We start from the raw sequence: 17,436 nt of genomic DNA, 5'->3' as shown, positions 1-17,436 counted from the left end.
TCCTGTTAAATACCCTTGCCTGTTTCCACTTTTTTGATCTCGATCGCGGTTTCCGGCGTACGGGCAACCTGTGCAGGGATCGACTGACGCTTCACGCCCTCCTTATGGCGCAGTGTCAGCACAATCGCACCGATCATCGCCACCAGCAGAACAAGACCGGCAACTTCAAAGTAGAAAACAAAATCCGTGTAGAGAATATCGCCCAGAGCCGCTGTGTTATGGCGTGTTGCTGCATCAGGGATGGGATAGGCAGCATTGTCGGCAATCTTTGGCGAAAAGATCGAGGAAGAGAAGACCAGAATCAGCTCGGCCAGAAGAACCACACCGACCAGAGCGCCTACGGGGGCATGTTTCAATGCGCCTTGTTTGAGCTCTGCAAAATCCACATCCAGCATCATGACAACGAAGAGGAAAAGAACCGCCACCGCGCCGACATAGACAACCACAAGGATCATGGCCAGAAATTCAGCCCCTGTCAGCAGAAACAATGCGGCTGCGTTGAAGAAAGCCAAAATGAGAAACAAGACCGAGTGAACGGGATTGCGCGCGGTGATGACCATCAGCGCACTCGCAATCATGATGAAGGCGAATAAATAGAAAAACGCCGCCGCTATACCTGTCAGCATGGGGTTCCCCAATATCCTTTAACTTGGCAAGGCAACTTGCCTGTCCGACCACCTCATATCCTGCAACCATGTGCAGGTTTATGCGGCAAAACTTCAAGCACATATACCAAAAGCGTCAAAAGGCTCCGGCATTTGCACCAACTTAAAAATTCCGCCCTGCCCTTTTAAGGCAGGCAATACACCGTAACGGTCCGGTGAGCCCTGCCCACCTTAACGATAAGGCGCATCCATCGCGATATTGCGTGCAATTTCACGCTCCCAACGGTCACCATTGGCGAGCAGCTTTTCCTTATCATAGTAAAGCTCTTCGCGGGTCTCCGTGGCGAATTCAAAATTCGGCCCTTCAACAATCGCATCCACCGGACAGGCTTCCTGACAAAAGCCGCAATAAATGCATTTGACCATATCAATGTCATAACGCACAGTGCGACGGGTTCCGTCATTGCGGCGCGGGCCGGCCTCAATAGTAATTGCCTGTGCAGGGCAGATCGCTTCGCAAAGCTTGCAGGCAATGCAGCGTTCCTCACCATTAGGATAACGGCGCAGTGCATGTTCACCGCGAAAACGCGGTGAAACAGGGCCTTTTTCATGCGGATAGTTCAATGTTGCCTTGGGCGCAAAGAACTGACGCATAGAGAGAAAGAATGCTCCGACAAATTCTTTCAAGAGCAATGATTTGGCGGCTTGAGCAAGAGCCATGTTATGTCTCCTTAACCTGCAAGACCGGTGAATTTGAGAAATGCGGCGGTTGCCACAACCATGAAGAGCGAGATCGGCAGAAATACTTTCCAGCCAAGACGCATCAGCTGATCATAACGGTAACGCGGAACAAATGCCTTAACCATCGCAAACATGAAGAAGCACAGGCAAAGTTTCAGCATGAACCAGACAATGCCCGGCACCCAATTTAAGAACCATACATCCACAATCGGCAGCCAGCCGCCGAGGAACAGAATGGTCATTAAGGCACACATCAAAGTGATGGCAACATATTCACCAAGGAAGAACAGCAGGAACGGTGTTGACGAATATTCGATCATATGACCGGCAACCAGCTCGGATTCTGCTTCCACCAGATCAAAAGGCGGACGGTTGGTTTCAGCCAATGCCGAGATAAAGAAAATCACAAACATCGGGAACAATACGAGCCAGTTCCAGTCAAGGAACGAGTTTGGCAGACCAAGCAATGTGCCAAGACCGGTGGTTTGTGACAGCACAATATCGGTCAGGTTCAAGGAACCTGCAACCAGAAGCACTGTAACAATCACAAAGCCGATTGATACTTCATAAGAAACCATCTGCGCCGCAGAGCGCAGGGCGCCAAGAAACGGATATTTCGAATTTGAAGCCCAGCCGCCCATAATAACGCCATAAACTTCCAGCGAAGATATAGCGAGAATATAAAGAATACCGACATTGATATTGGCAATCGCCCAGCCCTCACTGACCGGAACAACCGCCCATGTGGCCAATGCCAGCAAGGCCGAAATAAACGGCGCCAGCAGGAACACCGCCTTGTTTGCGCCTGAAGGAATGATCGGCTCCTTGAATACGAATTTCAACAAATCCGCAAAAGCCTGAAACAACCCCCAGGGCCCCACAACGTTTGGCCCGCGGCGCAATTGCACCGCAGCCCAGATTTTACGATCCGCATAAAGCAGATAGGCCACAACAATCAACAATACGACGAGCAAAACGACTGACTTCAGCGCAATGATCAGCGCGGGCAAGACGTAAGTTGCAAAAATTTCGTCCATTTTTCCGTCTCTCTCGCTTTACTCTGCCGCCTGCACAAACTGATTTTTAGCCAGTGCAGAACATTCAGCCATCACGGCAGACGCACGGGCAATCGGGTTTGTCAGATAAAAATCCGTTACCGGCGAGGTAAAGGCAACACCTTTAACCGCTGAAGTCTTGGCACCAAGGGCGGCAATATCAGCCGCTTTGCCTGCCGCAATCTCATCAATTGCCGCCATATGCGGATAATCCGCATAAAGTTTGTCACGCAGCTGCGCCAATGAATCAAAGGGCAGTTTTGCACCCAGTACTTCCGACAATGCCCGCAGGATCGCCCAGTCTTCCTTTGCCTCACCCGGAGCAAAACCGGCACGGTTGGCCAATTGAACACGGCCTTCCGTATTGACATAAGTGGCGGATTTTTCGGTATAGGTGGAACCTGGCAGGATCACATCAGCCGCATGGGCACCGGCATCACCATGGGTGCCGATATAAACCACAAAGCTCGAACCTTTATTGGACAAATCCAGCTCATCAGCGCCGGCAAGGAACAGCACATCCATCCGGCCGACCATATCGGTTGCCTTGACACCGCCCTCACCCGGCACAAAGCCAAGATCCAGCGCACCAACGCGGGCTGCAGCCGTGTGCAGAACACCGAAACCGTTCCACTCTTCTGTCAGCGCACCAACAGCATTAGCAAGGGCTGCGGCCTGTGCCAGAACAGCGGCTCCCTTCGCACCGGTCAAGGCTCCCTGACCAATCAGGATCAGCGGATGTTTGGCATTTTTCAAAATGTCAAAAAACGCATTCTTGCCGCTTGCAAGTTCAGCCAGCGTATCAGAGCCATTGCCCAGATAAGTATACGGATAGCGCAGATCTGCCTGTTCACCGATCAGGGCAATCGGGAAACCACCCTGACGCTGACGTTTGCGGATACGTGCATTGAGAACCGATGCCTCAAAGCGCGGATTGGAACCGATAATCAGCAGCGCGTCAGCCTGTTCAATACCCTCAATCGTCGGATTGAAAATATAGGAAGCACGCCCTAAAGCCGGATTGAGCTCTGCGCCATCCTGACGGCAATCAATATTGACCGAACCAAGCGATGTCATCAGGCTTTTCAATGCGTAAATTTCTTCAACGCTTGCCAGATCACCGGCAATGGCGCCGATTTTATCCGCCTTGGCTTTGGCAATTGCAGCCTTAACAGCGGCAAAGGCTTCCGCCCAGCTTGCAGGCTGCAAACGGCCATTGACGCGAACATACGGACGATCAAGACGCTGGGTGCGCAGACCATCCCAGATAAAGCGGGTTTTATCGGAAATCCACTCTTCATTCACCTGCTCGTTAAGGCGCGGCATAATGCGCATCACTTCACGGCCGCGTGTATCCACACGAATTGCAGAGCCTACAGCATCCATCACATCAATGGATTCTGTCTTGGTGAGCTCCCAAGGGCGTGCCTGAAACGCATAAGGGCGTGAAGTCAGTGCGCCGACCGGGCAAAGATCAATCACATTGCCCTGTAATTCCGAGGTCATTGCGCGCTCAAGATAGGTGGTGATTTCCGCATCCTCACCGCGGCCGATGAGCCCCAGTTCAGAAATACCGGCAACTTCCGTGGTGAAACGAACACAGCGCGTGCAGTGAATGCAGCGTGTCATGATCGTTTTGACCAGAGGGCCGATATATTTATTTTCAACCGCGCGCTTATTTTCACGGAACCGCGAGCCATCTGTGCCGAAAGCCATGGCCTGATCCTGAAGATCACACTCACCGCCCTGATCGCAGATCGGGCAATCCAGCGGGTGATTGATCAGCAGGAATTCCATCACACCTTCACGCGCTTTTTTAACCATCGGCGTGTTGGTGAAAATTTCAGGCGTCTCACCATTCGGGCCGGGACGTAGATCACGTACACCCATGGCACAGGATGCAGCCGGCTTTGGCGGCCCCCCCTTCACTTCAACCAGGCACATGCGGCAATTGCCGGCAATGGAGAGGCGTTCATGGAAACAGAAACGCGGCACGGTAGCGCCAGCCTCTTCGGCTGCCTGAAGAAGCGTGTAGTGATCGGGTACTTCGATCTCGTTACCGTCAACTTTGATCTTTGCCATCGCTTGTCCAAACCTGCGGCATTTGCCGCATAATTTTTAAACCCCGCGGCATAAGCCGCATATTTTAAACCCGCGGCCTGAGCCGCATATTCCTAAAACAAGGACAGGCCGGAATAATCCGGCGCTGCCTTTTTATTCCGCTGCTTCCAAAGCGATATTACGGCTTTGGACAGCATTGCGGGTATATTCATCAATGCGCTTTTCAATCTCAGGGCGAAAATTACGAATAAGCCCCTGAATAGGCCATGCCGCAGCATCGCCAAGCGCACAGATTGTATGCCCTTCAACCTGCTTGGTCACATCAAGCAGCATATCAATCTCGCGCTTTTGCGCATTACCGGTCACCATGCGCTGCATCACGCGCCACATCCAGCCGGTTCCCTCGCGGCAAGGCGTGCACTGGCCGCAGCTCTCATGCTTGAAGAAAGCCGAAAGACGGGCAATCGCCTTGATAATATCAGTAGACTTATCCATTACGATAAGACCGCCGGTGCCGAAGGAAGATTTAACCTCGCGCATGCCATCAAAATCCATAACGGCATCCATCATATCCTCTGCCTTGACCACAGGACAGGATGCGCCGCCGGGAATAACCGCCAGAAGATTATCCCAGCCGCCGCGAATACCGCCGGCATGTTTTTCAATCAGTTCACGGAACGGAATGCCAAGCGCCTCTTCCACGGTGCAGGGCGTGTTCACATGGCCGGAAATCTGGAACAGCTTGGTGCCCACATTGTTGGGGCGGCCAATGGAGGAGAACCATGCGCCGCCGCGGCGCAGGATTGTTGGCGAAACCGCAATGGATTCCACATTATTCACAGTGGTCGGGCAGCCATAAAGCCCCATATTCGCCGGAAACGGCGGCTTCAGACGCGGTTGCCCTTTTTTGCCTTCAAGGCTTTCCAGCAGTGCGGTTTCCTCACCGCAGATATAAGCGCCGGCACCGTGGGAGACGAACACATCCATATCCCAGCCGCACTTGTTATTTTTGCCTAAAAGACCTGCTTCATAGCATTCATCAATCGCGGCTTGCAGGGCTTCACGCTCGCGCATGAATTCACCGCGGATATAAATATAGGCGGTATGGGCGCCCATAGCGCAACCGGCAATCACGCAACCTTCAATCAGCGTGTGCGGATCGTGGCGCATAATATCACGGTCCTTACAGGTGCCCGGCTCCGATTCATCCGCATTGACAACAAGATAATGCGGACGGCCATCGCTTTCCTTTGGCATGAAAGACCATTTCATACCGGTGGGGAAGCCCGCGCCGCCGCGGCCACGAAGGCCGGAAGCCTTCATCTCATTGATGATCCAGTCGCGTCCCTTTTCAATAAGGCCACGGGTATTATCCCAAGCCCCTCGCGACATGGCACCTTTAAGCGACTTATCTTTCAAGCCATAAATATTGGTAAAGATGCGATTCTCATCAGCCAGCATCAATCAGCCCTCCGCTTTCGGATTGCTTGTTTTCAACGATGTCAAACCACCCTCAGGCGCCGAGAAATGACGATCAATCTGCGGCCCCGGCTTGATTGTATCGCCCTTGCCTGCCGCAAAAGCATCAATAATCTCTTCCAGACGCTCAGGCGTCAGATCTTCATAAGCATCTTTGAAGATCATGACCATCGGCGCATTGACGCAAGCCCCCTGACACTCCACCTCTTCCCAGGACAAAGTGCCATCGGCATTTGGTGTGAGCGGATCATGATGGATTTTGTGCTTGCACACTTTCATCAGTTCTTCCGCGCCACGCAACATGCAAGGTGTGGTGCCGCAAACCTGAATATGGGCACGGGTGCCAACAGGCTTCAGCTGGAACTGGGTATAGAATGTTGCCACTTCCAAAACGCGGATCAGCGGCATATCCAGCATGGCCGCCACATATTCAATGGCAGCTTTGGTAACCCAGCCCTCCTGCTCCTGTGCACGCATCAATAGCGGAATCACTGCCGATTGCTGGCGGCCTTCAGGAAATTTCTTGATCGTTTTTTCAGCCCAGGCCAGATTTTCCGCATTAAACGAAAAACCGGCAGGCTGAACAGAATCATCTGCGAGACGACGGACGGACATCAGCGGTCTACCTCACCAAACACAATATCGAGCGAGCCAAGGATTGCGGAAACGTCGGCCAGCATATGACCGCGGCACAGGAAATCCATGGCCTGAAGATGAGCAAAACCCGGTGCGCGTAATTTGCAACGATATGGTTTATTGGAGCCGTCTGACACCAGATAAACACCGAATTCACCCTTGGGCGCTTCCACTGCGGCATAGACCTCGCCTTCCGGCACATGGTAACCTTCAGTGTAAAGCTTGAAATGATGGATGAGAGCTTCCATCGAGCGTTTCATTTCGCCGCGTTTGGGCGGAACAATTTTATTATCCATATTGGATACCGGCCCGACGCGCTCTTTTCCGAGCAGCAATTCACAGCATTGACGCATGATATATGCCGACTGGCGCATTTCTTCCATGCGGATCAGATAACGGTCATAGCAATCGCCGTTTTTGCCGACAGGAATATCAAATTCCATTTCGGAATAGCATTCATAAGGCTGGCTTTTGCGCAGATCCCATGCAGCGCCCGAGCCGCGCACCATCACACCGGAGAAGCCCCAGTTCCATGCATCTTCCAAAGATACAACGCCGATATCAACATTACGCTGTTTGAAAATACGGTTTGGTGTAATCAGATTATCTAGATTTTCCAGTGTTTTGAAGAACGGATCAATCCAGTTGGCAATATCCTGCACCAGCTGTTCCGGCAAATCCTGATGCACACCGCCGGGGCGGAAATAGGCTGCGTGCATACGCGCACCGCAGGCGCGTTCATAAAACACCATCAGCTTTTCACGTTCCTCAAAGCCCCAGAGCGGCGGTGTCAGCGCACCAACGTCCATGGCTTGTGTGGTGACGTTGAGAAGATGATTGAGAATACGGCCGATTTCTGAATAAAGCACGCGGATCAGCTGGCCGCGCTTTGGTACGGTAATACCAAGCAGACGCTCAACAGCCAGTGCATAGGCATGTTCCTGATTCATCGGCGCCACATAATCAAGGCGGTCGAGATAAGGCACGGCCTGCAAATAGGTTTTGGCTTCCATCAGCTTTTCTGTGCCGCGATGCAGCAAGCCGATATGCGGATCAACACGCGCCACCACTTCACCATCCAGCTCCAGCACCAGACGCAAAACGCCGTGCGCCGCCGGATGCTGCGGGCCGAAGTTGATATTAAAATTTCTTACTTGTGTCTCAGCCATTGTCGGCATCCTGTGTAGAGGCATAAGCTGCCAGAAACTCTGCTTCCGTCATTTTGCGCGTATGATTGGCAAAAGCGTAATTATCAGGTTTCTTGTCAATGTAGATTTCTGTTCCGAACCTGAATTGTGCCGGATTTTCAAATGCCTGAATGGAAACAACATTATGAGAGCCATCCTGCATGCGCCACATCAATGACGCGCCGCAAGCTTTGCAGAAACCACGCTCACCCCATTCAGAAGAGCGATAAAAGGCAAGATCATCGCCATTGGTAATCTCAAGACTGTCACCGCAATCCACGCTCAAAAACACACCGCCAGTCCATTGACGGCACATTGAGCAATGGCATGCCCCCATCTCATTATTTACAGGCTTCGCCGAAAAGCGCACCGAGCCACACAGGCAGCGACCTTCCAACTTAGCACTATCAGACATTTTCAATCCTCACATTTAATGCAGGCTAATTAATTGGTTTTGGCCTTTTCATCGCCGGGCAGCACATAATCTGTCGCTTCCCACGGGGATAAGAAGTCAAAATTGCGGAACTCCTGACGCAGCTCAACCGGCTCATAAACCACGCGCTTGACCTGATCATCATAACGCACTTCAACAAAACCGGTCAGCGGGAAATCCTTGCGCAGCGGATGCCCTTCAAAACCATAATCGGTCAGAATACGACGCAGATCCGGATGACCGGAAAACAGAATGCCATACATGTCATATGCTTCACGCTCATACCATAATGCACCGGCATAAACACCGGTTACAGACGGCACAGACGCATCCTCATCCGTGATAACACGAACACGCATACGCAAGTTAAGGCGCGGCGACAGCAACTGATATACAACATCAAAACGGTTGGCGCGGCTCGGATAATCCACACCGCTGATATCCGTCAGATTAACAAACTGACACTGCACATCATCACGCAGAAATGTCAGCACTGAAACAATCTGCGATGCCGGCACGGTAATGCTCAGCTCACCATAACGCAGCGCCGAATCTTCAATCTTCGATCCAAGGCTTTCCGTCAGATAGGCCGCGAGTTCGTTGAGAGCTTCCTCATTCATCTTTGCAGGCCCCCTTAACGCTCAATTGTACCGGTGCGGCGGATTTTCTTCTGCAGCATCAAAATGCCGTAAAGAAGCGCCTCTGCGGTGGGCGGGCAACCCGGCACATAAATATCCACCGGCACCACACGGTCACAACCGCGCACAACAGAATAGGAATAATGATAATAACCGCCGCCATTGGCGCAGGATCCCATCGAGATCACATAGCGCGGCTCCGGCATCTGGTCATACACCTTACGCAGAGCGGGTGCCATTTTATTGGTCAGCGTACCGGCCACAATCATCACATCCGACTGGCGCGGGGAAGCGCGCGGTGCAATACCAAACCGCTCAGCATCATAGCGCGGCATGGAAATATGCATCATTTCCACCGCACAGCAGGCCAGACCAAAGGTCATCCACATCAGCGAGCCGGTGCGCGCCCAGGTAATCAGCGCATCCGCGGAAGTAACAATAAAACCCTTATCGGAAAGCTCATTGTTAAGCTCGCCGAAAAAGGCATCATCCGAACCGATTGGCTTGCCGGTATTAGGATCAATAATGCCCTTTGGACGGGGAGCAATCAGCGTCCCGCCCGTATTGGCACCAGAGGAAATTTTATTCGGGTCAGAGGTCAATCCCATTCGAGGGCTCCCTTCTTCCACTCATAGATGAAGCCGATGGTCAACACACCTAGGAAGACCATCATGGACCAGAAGCCGAACATACCGACAGAACCGAAAGATACTGCCCACGGGAACAGGAAGGCGACTTCAAGGTCAAAGATGATGAAAAGAATGGATACCAGATAAAAACGTACGTCGAATTTCATACGCGCATCGTCAAATGCGTTAAATCCGCACTCATATGCAGAGAGTTTCTCTGGATCCGGCTGTCTGTATGCGACCAGGAACGGCGCTACCAGCAACGCAATTCCGATCACCATTGCCACGCCAATAAAAATGACGATAGGCAGATAGGAACTTAAAAGCTCGTTCATTATCCTATTTCCGGCTTCAAGATGTAAAGTTGTGCACTACATAAGCCATTTGACGGCTACAGCCATGTGACACATTGCGCCTTACATACAATCTCGCCCAAACAGCTTCAAATGGCGTGCCGTGCGAATATAGTCGTTCGTGTGGGGACGGTTATCGCAGTCAACCCGATTGCGCAAGTCTTTATAGTGCATGACTGCCATGCGCTCACATGGTTATGATTAATAAAAACCACTTATTAATAAGTTTTCCGGCCTGCAAAACCACACAGAAAAACGCATTCTCAATGCAGACACAGTGCAAAATCAGATTCTCCGAAACCTGATCCGCACGCAAACGCCTTCACTATTATACAAAAAGAATCAAAAAAAGCACCGCGCATCATGAAGCAGCCTGCGCATATTCTCTACAGATTGCGCTTTCATCACATATAACAGGCAAAATTATCAGATACCAAGCACCCTCCCGATGATTAGGATGCCGATATCAAAATTCATCCGCTGAACATGAATAACCGCATCCGCTTTTGCATACAAATACAGGCAAAATTCTCAGGAGTTATTACCAGCTCCGAAACCGGTTAAATCATCACAGGAAAAATAAAAAGCGGGAGCGCCACTCTCTCAAACTAAATTTTAAAGAGAAAGTGGCGCGAGTGACGGGGCTCGAACCCGCGACCTCCGGCGTGACAGGCCGGCACTCTAACCAACTGAGCTACACCCGCGCATTGCTTACAGGAAGCGAATTGGTATGTATCGCGATTCCTTTTTAAAATCAAAGGGTTTTAAAAAGTTTTTTACAGCCTGAATAAAATTCTTTTCAGTAAATATTTCAGGAAAAATACAAGGAAGATAAAAGCGGGAGCGCCACTTTCCCAAAACGAAATTTTAAAGAGAAAGTGGCGCGAGTGACGGGGCTCGAACCCGCGACCTCCGGCGTGACAGGCCGGCACTCTAACCAACTGAGCTACACCCGCGCATTGATCAGATATGGTCTGCAATCAGACCTTTTATCCTATCCTGAAACGCTGCTGCGTTCAGGAAACCGGCTCTTGTTCCGGTATGGGCGCTGTCTAATGTGTTCACAGAGAACTGTCAAGCGAGCTTTTAAAAGTTTTTCACATAATATCCGGAACAACCCTACGAAAAATAATATACCGCACTTTATATATAAGGGCGACATATAAGAATAACGCACTGAGTGGTTCGTGCCCGTTTTTCCATGCCTTTCACGGCACATCAAAAGCATGGGGGCCATCCATAGCACAACGCACCGGCCAAGCCCTGCTGAATGAGTGATTCACAAACGCTTTTTTCAAACACAGTTTAAGCGTCTGAATTCAAAGAATCATATTTTGATAAGGGCTAAACACCCCATCAGCGCCATATGCAGATAATTTAATTCACAAATCTGATTTATTTTTGTTTTTTGCTCTTGCACTCAGAGCAAGAATTCCTTAAACGAGCCTCACAGCCGCTTCGAAAGCGAGCGGGCGATTAGCTCAGTTGGTAGAGCGCTTCGTTTACACCGAAGATGTCGGGAGTTCGAGTCTCTCATCGCCCACCATTTTTTTAAAGGCTTTGTATCCGGCCTTATAAAAAATGATTTCAGGCAGTTTTACCGCTTCGAAAGCAAGCGGGCGATTAGCTCAGTTGGTAGAGCGCTTCGTTTACACCGAAGATGTCGGGAGTTCGAGTCTCTCATCGCCCACCATCCCACCTTCTCACGGCTACTATATATAGTATTAACGATTAATCACGCCTACGTACGGGCATCTTTCGCGCATGATATTTCCCGCGGGCGGAATCACCTCTCCTTCCTCTACACTGATCCGGCCAATTGCGTGAAAAAAAGAATCACACATCCGGCTTTCTCCTGTGTTGTAAAGCGGAGAATTTTCTAAAAACAAAAAAGTTTCCGCCCCCAAACCGCTCATATCTTATATGATCGGGGCAAGAATCAATATGAGTGGCGGCATAATTTCCGCCGCCCTATGCGTGTTTTTTCCCTTTCTTTCCCCGTGTCATTTCAGGGCTGTGTATAGCGGGTAAAAATCTTTATCAAACACCATAGGTATTGACGAAAAATTCATAACATATACCATATATAGTGCTTCTGACGCATTTTCGATTCTGTATAAAACAGCACCGAAAAGAGGAGAAACAGCATGATCAGGCGCCCCATGCAAAGCTCTCATTGCATTCAATGCTCTGGTCTTTTTTACAGGAATTCAGGCTTTCTGATTTCCTGTACGGAATTTGGTGCCTGTTTAACAAAAACAAGCGCCGGAATATTGAAGACGGGAAAAGATGCGTGAGGCAGATGTGCTGGTCAGGCGTTTCACACTGCAAGCTGGTCAGGCGTTTCACACTGCAAAATGCATCTTAAAGGCTACAGGAATCAGATCATGAGCAAGGTCAGAGCTGCTTTTCAATCATTCGGGAAACACGCAGTATCCTGTTCAGCCATCCGCCCTGCAGCGGCAATCTCTGCTTCATGTGCATTATTGCGGGCAGATCATCCGCCCGCGGCGAATCTGCGGCCGATGGCGCTGTACGACCAGCCCTGATCGGCTGTTTCGCAGAGCGACCGCTCCGTAAAAGGGCATATCCGTCCTTTAGTGCCCTTAATAGTTATACAGTTTTTCAAGTTCGAAATGCGTTTTGCGGTTTGCCGCAATTTTCACATCGAAGTTTCAAGTGCGGCTTGCCGGGCTGTTTCAAGTGCGGCTTTGCCGAGCAATTTAAAGTGCGGCTTTGCCGGCTGGGCTTTCAGAACAGCCGCGCGGATCAGCGCAAAATACAAAGGCGATTTAAAGATTCGGGTTTGAACTCAGCCTGCCGGCTCTCTGAAAACAAAAGCCGGGCCAAGCTGGAAAGATAACAGGGTAGCGCCACAATCAGGGTTTTGAGGGCACAACGCTCCGAAACCGATAAGTGCCAAACAGGCACGACATCAATATCTGCGCCTTGTGCGTCAGAAATCACAGCGCCCGGGCTGTAAAGCGAAGGGGTGCGAGATCAGCCGGTGCCGCAAGGCGCTGAATGAAAAGGCGCCAGCCGGCGTAACAAATAACGCATCGTCAGATGCAATTTATAAAGCACTGCAAAGTGCTCCGCATGACGCCCTTACGGGCAAGCAGCCCCGCTGCGATGTCTGCATTCAAGGCCATTATGGCCATGATTACAGGCATTTAACACATAGAAGGCCACAGATGTGCAGCACTGCAAATCTGGCCGCTTAAGAAATGAGGAAGCCGATGTCCATTACCGTTTACAGCAAGCCAGCCTGCGTTCAGTGCACCGCCACCTATCGCGCTCTGGAGCGCCAGGGGATCGATTTCAATATTATTGATATTTCTGCAGATGCGGAAGGTCTCGATACTGTAAAGCGTCTTGGTTATATGCAGGTGCCGGTTGTGGTTGCAGGTGATACCCATTGGGCGGGTTTCCGTCCGGATATGATCAGCGCCCTGTCCTGATCAGCCGCAAGGGATAATGATCAAAAGAGCCTGTAATTCAGGTTTTGCTCTGCCGGTTGCCCGTTTTCTTTAAAAATAGCGGGCAGCTGGTGAACAAGCTGATCAGATTATCCGCACACCACACGCCTCTTTATATAAAACCATCAGTGATCATCGTTTGGTGCCTGTCCTTCCAAAACGATAATATGCCAAAGCCGCATAGCGGCGCTGCATTTATATCAGGACGATCTTATATATTGAGGAAGTGTTCGTGTTTGAGTGTTTCACCGGTGATGTTGCGAAAGGGAAAAGGCAATGAGCCTGCTCGTCTATTTTTCTAGCGGCACGCAGAACACGCATCGTTTTATCACCAAGACAGGCCTGCCTGCCTTGCGTATTCCGTGCAGCATGAAAGCTGATTTATTGCAGGTAACGCAGCCTTTTGTTTTGGTGGTGGCCACTTATGCCGGCGGTGACGGCCGCGGGGCTGTGGCCAAGCCGGTGATCCGTTTTCTCAATGACAGTGCCAACCGCTCATTGATTCGCGGCGTTATTGCCAGCGGCAACCGCAATTTTGGTGCCACTTATTGCCTTGCCGGCAATGTAATTGCAGAAAAATGTCAGGTGCCGTTTCTCTATCGCTATGAGCTTGCCGGCACGGAAGATGATGTCATGAATGTGCGCACCGGCCTGCAAAAATTCTGGGCTGCGGCCTGAAGCCTGCAGCCGCCAGAAGGGCATGGCAAAAATAAATGGCAGGTTTGATAAACCATAATGCCAAACCGCTAATATTATGAACAGGGCTGACAGGGAATAATACATCCCGCCTCACGCCCCGAAGGAATGAATTGGAAAAAACCGTGGCGACTCTTGAGCTTGAACGCACAGAAAAGAACAACAATCTCGGTTCAAACAACGGGAGTTCTAAAAAGGACACTCCGGCAATGGACTATCATGCACTGAATGCCATGCTGAATCTGTTCGGCCCCAATGGTGAGATCCAGTTTGACATGGATCGCAAGGCCGTCCGTCAGTATTTTCTGCAGCATGTGAACCAGAATACTGTATTTTTCCATAATCTGGAGGAAAAACTCGATTATCTGGTCACCCAGAATTATTATGAAAAAGAGGTTCTGGATCAGTATTCCTTTGAATTCGTGCAAGAGCTCTTCAACCTTGCCTATAAAAAGAAATTTCGCTTCCCGACCTTTCTTGGCGCCTTCAAATATTACACAAGCTATACGCTGAAGACATTTGACGGTTTGCGCTATCTGGAACGCTATGAAGATCGTGTCTGTATGGTGGCGCTGGCACTGGCACGCGGCAATGAGGCGCTTGCCATATCCATTATGGAAGAAGTGCTGTCCGGCCGTTTCCAGCCTGCAACGCCAACCTTCCTCAATGCCGGCAAAAAACAGCGCGGCGAGCTGGTTTCCTGCTTCCTGCTGCGCATGGAAGATAATATGGAATCGATCGGCCGCTCGATCAATTCGGCGCTGCAGCTTTCCAAGCGCGGCGGCGGCGTGGCTTTCTCGCTCACCAATATCCGCGAGCATGGCGCGCCGATCAAAATGATCGAGAACCAGTCTTCCGGTATTATTCCAATCATGAAACTGCTGGAAGATGCATTTTCCTATGCGAACCAGCTTGGCGCGCGTCAGGGCGCGGGTGCGGTTTATCTCAATGCGCACCATCCTGATATTATGCGCTTTCTCGACACAAAGCGCGAAAATGCCGATGAGAAAATCCGCATCAAAACCCTGTCTCTCGGCGTGGTAATTCCGGATATCACCTTTGAACTGGCCAAAAATGACGAGGATATGTATCTGTTCTCGCCCTATGATGTGGAGCGCGTCTATGGTGTGCCTTTCACAGAGATTTCCGTCACTGAAAAATACCGCGAAATGGTTGATGACGGCCGTATCCGCAAACAGAAAATCAAGGCGCGCGCCTTCTTCCAGACATTGGCGGAAATCCAGTTTGAATCCGGCTATCCGTATATTATGTTTGAGGATACGGTGAATGCTGCCAATCCTATTGCCGGCCGCATCACCATGAGCAATCTGTGCTCGGAGATTTTGCAGGTCAGTGAAGCCAGCATCTATAAAGATGATCTGAATTACGAACATATCGGCAAGGATATTTCCTGCAATCTCGGCTCGCTCAATATTGCGATGACTATGGATTCTCCCGATTTCGGCAAAACTGTTGAGACGGCCATTCGTGCATTGACCGCCGTTTCCGATATGAGCAAGATCAATTCTGTGCCCTCCATTGTCCGCGGCAATGATGAGAGCCATGCCATTGGCCTGGGGCAGATGAATTTGCATGGCTATCTGGCACGGGAGCGGATTTTCTACGGCAGCAGTGAGGGTATTGATTTTACCAATATCTATTTCTACACCGTCACTTATCACGCCATCAAAGCTTCCAATAATATTGCCAGGGAGCGCAAAACAAGCTTTGTCGGCTTTGAAGATTCCAAATATGCCGATGGCAGCTATTTTGATAAATATACGGATAAGCTCTGGCAGCCGGAAACCGAGCGCGTGCGTGAACTGTTTGCCAAAGCGGGTATTGCCATTCCCACACAGGCCGACTGGGAGGAGTTGCGCAAATCCGTGATGAAATACGGTATGTATAACCGCAATCTGCAGGCTGTACCGCCAACCGGCTCGATCTCCTATATCAACAACTCGACCTCCTCGATCCATCCGATTGCGTCGAAAATTGAGATCCGCAAGGAAGGCAAGATCGGCCGTGTCTATTACCCTGCCCCGTTCATGACCAATGATAATCTTGAATATTATCAGGATGCCTATGAAATCGGCGCAGAAAAAATCATTGATACCTATGCCGCCGCAACCCAGCATGTTGATCAGGGATTATCGCTCACGCTGTTCTTCCGTGATACTGCCACCACGCGCGATATCAACAAGGCACAGATCTATGCATGGCGCAAAGGTATCAAGACAATCTATTATATCCGTCTGCGCCAGATGGCTCTGGAAGGCACGCAGGTTGAAGGCTGCGTTTCCTGTACCCTGTAACACGTTTTATTTTCCCCCGCGCCGTCTGCCCTGCGGCAGGCGGCCTGTATCACAAATTCAGAGCATGCTATGAACGCCCAACCAAAACTGATCTGCGCCACCAAGGCTGTTAACTGGAACCGTATTGAGGATGATAAGGATCTGGAAGTATGGAACCGCCTGACCGGAAATTTCTGGTTGCCGGAAAAAGTTCCGCTGTCCAATGATATCCCGTCCTGGGGCACGCTGACACCGGCGGAAAAAACGCTGACAATCCGCGTTTTCACCGGCCTGACCCTGCTTGATACCATTCAGAATACTATTGGCTCCATCAGCCTGATGGCTGATGCAGTTACCCCGCATGAAGAGGCTGTCCTCTCTAATATCAGCTTTATGGAAGCGGTTCATGCGCGTTCCTATTCTTCAATTTTCTCCACACTCTGCTCCACACCGGATGTGGATGATGCCTATCGCTGGAGTGAAGAAAATCCGCATTTGCAGCACAAAGCCGCATTGATTGTGAATGAATATAAAGCTGATGATCCGCTGAAACGCAAAATCGCCAGTGTTTATCTGGAAAGCTTTCTGTTTTATTCCGGCTTTTATTTGCCAATGCATTGGTCAAGCCGCGCCAAACTCACCAATACAGCCGACCTTATCCGCCTGATCATCCGTGATGAGGCCGTGCATGGCTATTATATCGGCTATAAATATCAGGTTGCGCTGGAAAAAGAGAGCGAAGAGCGCAAACAGGAGCTGAAAGATTTTGCCTTCTCCATGCTGCTCGACCTCTATGATGTTGAAAGCAAATATACGGAAGCGCTTTATGACGGCACCGGCCTGACGGAAGATGTTAAAAAGTTCCTGCATTATAATGCGAACAAGGCATTGATGAATCTTGGCTATGAGCCGCTGTTCCCGAGCACTGTAACCAATGTCAATCCGGCGATTCTGTCTTCGCTTTCACCCAATGCGGATGAAAATCATGATTTCTTCTCCGGCTCTGGCTCCAGCTATGTTATTGGCAAGGCTGTGGCCACGGAAGATGATGACTGGGATTTCTGATCAAAGAAGCAGAGATTTTCTGCCGTAAATCAGTGCATAAACAAAACCCTCCGCCTGATCTGCGGAGGGTTTTTTAGTGTTGTGC

General features: G+C 50.5%; 14 protein-coding genes, 4 tRNA genes and 1 pseudogene. 6 read left to right on the top strand and 13 right to left on the bottom strand.

Translation table 11 applies throughout. The annotated features are described in order from the left end of the window. Positions 1-5: 5 nt before the first annotated feature. From ACSTTO_RS08285 to ACSTTO_RS08225, 13 genes and pseudogenes are all read right to left on the bottom strand, one after another. Positions 6-626 carry an NADH-quinone oxidoreductase subunit J gene (locus ACSTTO_RS08285; RefSeq protein WP_439272673.1) on the bottom strand — a complete coding sequence of 207 codons (621 nt, stop codon included), beginning with the start codon at positions 624-626 and terminating at the stop codon, positions 6-8. Positions 627-836: 210 nt separating this feature from the next. Beyond that, complete coding sequence (gene nuoI, locus ACSTTO_RS08280) at positions 837-1,325, bottom strand: NADH-quinone oxidoreductase subunit NuoI (protein WP_439272672.1); 489 nt, start codon at positions 1,323-1,325, stop codon at positions 837-839. 11 nt (positions 1,326-1,336) lie between these two features. After that, positions 1,337-2,383 carry an NADH-quinone oxidoreductase subunit NuoH gene (gene nuoH / locus ACSTTO_RS08275; protein ID WP_439272671.1) on the bottom strand — a complete coding sequence of 349 codons (1,047 nt, stop codon included), beginning with the start codon at positions 2,381-2,383 and terminating at the stop codon, positions 1,337-1,339. 18 nt (positions 2,384-2,401) lie between these two features. Then, on the bottom strand, positions 2,402-4,483 hold the full coding sequence (nuoG, locus tag ACSTTO_RS08270) for an NADH-quinone oxidoreductase subunit NuoG (protein WP_439272670.1): 2,082 nt from the start codon (positions 4,481-4,483) through the stop codon (positions 2,402-2,404). Between the two features lie 132 nt (positions 4,484-4,615). Next, positions 4,616-5,923: an NADH-quinone oxidoreductase subunit NuoF gene (gene nuoF / locus ACSTTO_RS08265; RefSeq protein ID WP_439272669.1), complete on the bottom strand. Its 1,308-nt coding sequence runs from the start codon at positions 5,921-5,923 to the stop codon at positions 4,616-4,618. A 33-nt stretch (positions 5,924-5,956) separates the two neighbouring features. Then, positions 5,957-6,556 (bottom strand): annotated as a pseudogene (gene nuoE / locus ACSTTO_RS08260) (NADH-quinone oxidoreductase subunit NuoE); the annotation flags it as partial. Next, entirely contained in the window at positions 6,556-7,746 is a 1,191-nt protein-coding gene (locus ACSTTO_RS08255) for an NADH-quinone oxidoreductase subunit D (protein ID WP_439272668.1), read from the bottom strand. The pseudogene nuoE and the gene ACSTTO_RS08255, both read right to left, overlap by 1 nt. After that, positions 7,739-8,179 (bottom strand): GFA family protein, encoded by a 441-nt coding sequence (locus tag ACSTTO_RS08250; protein WP_439272667.1) that lies wholly within the window; start codon positions 8,177-8,179, stop codon positions 7,739-7,741. The genes ACSTTO_RS08255 and ACSTTO_RS08250 overlap by 8 nt, the downstream gene beginning before the upstream one ends. A gap of 29 nt (positions 8,180-8,208) precedes the next feature. Continuing rightward, positions 8,209-8,817, bottom strand: a complete 609-nt coding sequence (locus tag ACSTTO_RS08245; RefSeq protein ID WP_439272666.1) for an NADH-quinone oxidoreductase subunit C — start codon at positions 8,815-8,817, stop codon at positions 8,209-8,211. A gap of 14 nt (positions 8,818-8,831) precedes the next feature. Further along, positions 8,832-9,443 carry a NuoB/complex I 20 kDa subunit family protein gene (locus ACSTTO_RS08240; protein WP_439272665.1) on the bottom strand — a complete coding sequence of 204 codons (612 nt, stop codon included), beginning with the start codon at positions 9,441-9,443 and terminating at the stop codon, positions 8,832-8,834. Beyond that, the gene (locus ACSTTO_RS08235; RefSeq protein WP_439272664.1) at positions 9,434-9,799 is read right to left on the bottom strand and encodes an NADH-quinone oxidoreductase subunit A; all 366 of its coding nucleotides are present in this window, start codon (positions 9,797-9,799) and stop codon (positions 9,434-9,436) included. Before ACSTTO_RS08235 ends, ACSTTO_RS08240 begins: the two co-directional genes overlap by 10 nt. A 645-nt stretch (positions 9,800-10,444) precedes the next feature. Continuing rightward, positions 10,445-10,521 (bottom strand) — tRNA-Asp (locus ACSTTO_RS08230). Between the two features lie 175 nt (positions 10,522-10,696). Further along, positions 10,697-10,773, bottom strand: a tRNA-Asp gene (locus ACSTTO_RS08225). A gap of 514 nt (positions 10,774-11,287) precedes the next feature. On the opposite strand from ACSTTO_RS08225, the gene ACSTTO_RS08220 reads away from it, so the two are divergent. The 6 genes from ACSTTO_RS08220 (at position 11,288) to nrdF (ending at position 17,351) form a co-directional block, all read left to right on the top strand. Continuing rightward, positions 11,288-11,363 (top strand) — tRNA-Val (locus ACSTTO_RS08220). Between the two features lie 71 nt (positions 11,364-11,434). Continuing rightward, positions 11,435-11,510: transfer RNA gene (locus ACSTTO_RS08215), tRNA-Val, on the top strand. Positions 11,511-13,056: 1,546 nt separating this feature from the next. Further along, the gene (gene nrdH, locus ACSTTO_RS08210; RefSeq protein WP_439272663.1) at positions 13,057-13,278 is read left to right on the top strand and encodes a glutaredoxin-like protein NrdH; all 222 of its coding nucleotides are present in this window, start codon (positions 13,057-13,059) and stop codon (positions 13,276-13,278) included. 294 nt (positions 13,279-13,572) lie between these two features. Then, entirely contained in the window at positions 13,573-13,974 is a 402-nt protein-coding gene (gene nrdI / locus ACSTTO_RS08205) for a class Ib ribonucleoside-diphosphate reductase assembly flavoprotein NrdI (RefSeq protein WP_439272662.1), read from the top strand. Positions 13,975-14,201: 227 nt separating this feature from the next. Continuing rightward, positions 14,202-16,307, top strand: coding sequence for a class 1b ribonucleoside-diphosphate reductase subunit alpha (nrdE, locus tag ACSTTO_RS08200; protein WP_439272661.1), 2,106 nt, complete (start codon positions 14,202-14,204; stop codon positions 16,305-16,307). 69 nt (positions 16,308-16,376) lie between these two features. Continuing rightward, positions 16,377-17,351: a class 1b ribonucleoside-diphosphate reductase subunit beta gene (gene nrdF, locus ACSTTO_RS08195; RefSeq protein WP_439272660.1), complete on the top strand. Its 975-nt coding sequence runs from the start codon at positions 16,377-16,379 to the stop codon at positions 17,349-17,351. Positions 17,352-17,436 lie beyond the last annotated feature (85 nt).

Source organism: Pseudochrobactrum albidum, from assembly GCF_051851455.1.
Taxonomy (GTDB): Bacteria; Pseudomonadota; Alphaproteobacteria; order Rhizobiales; family Rhizobiaceae; genus Pseudochrobactrum.
The sequence above is the reverse complement of the archived record's forward strand: the minus strand, read 5'-3'. Positions and strand labels throughout refer to the sequence as shown.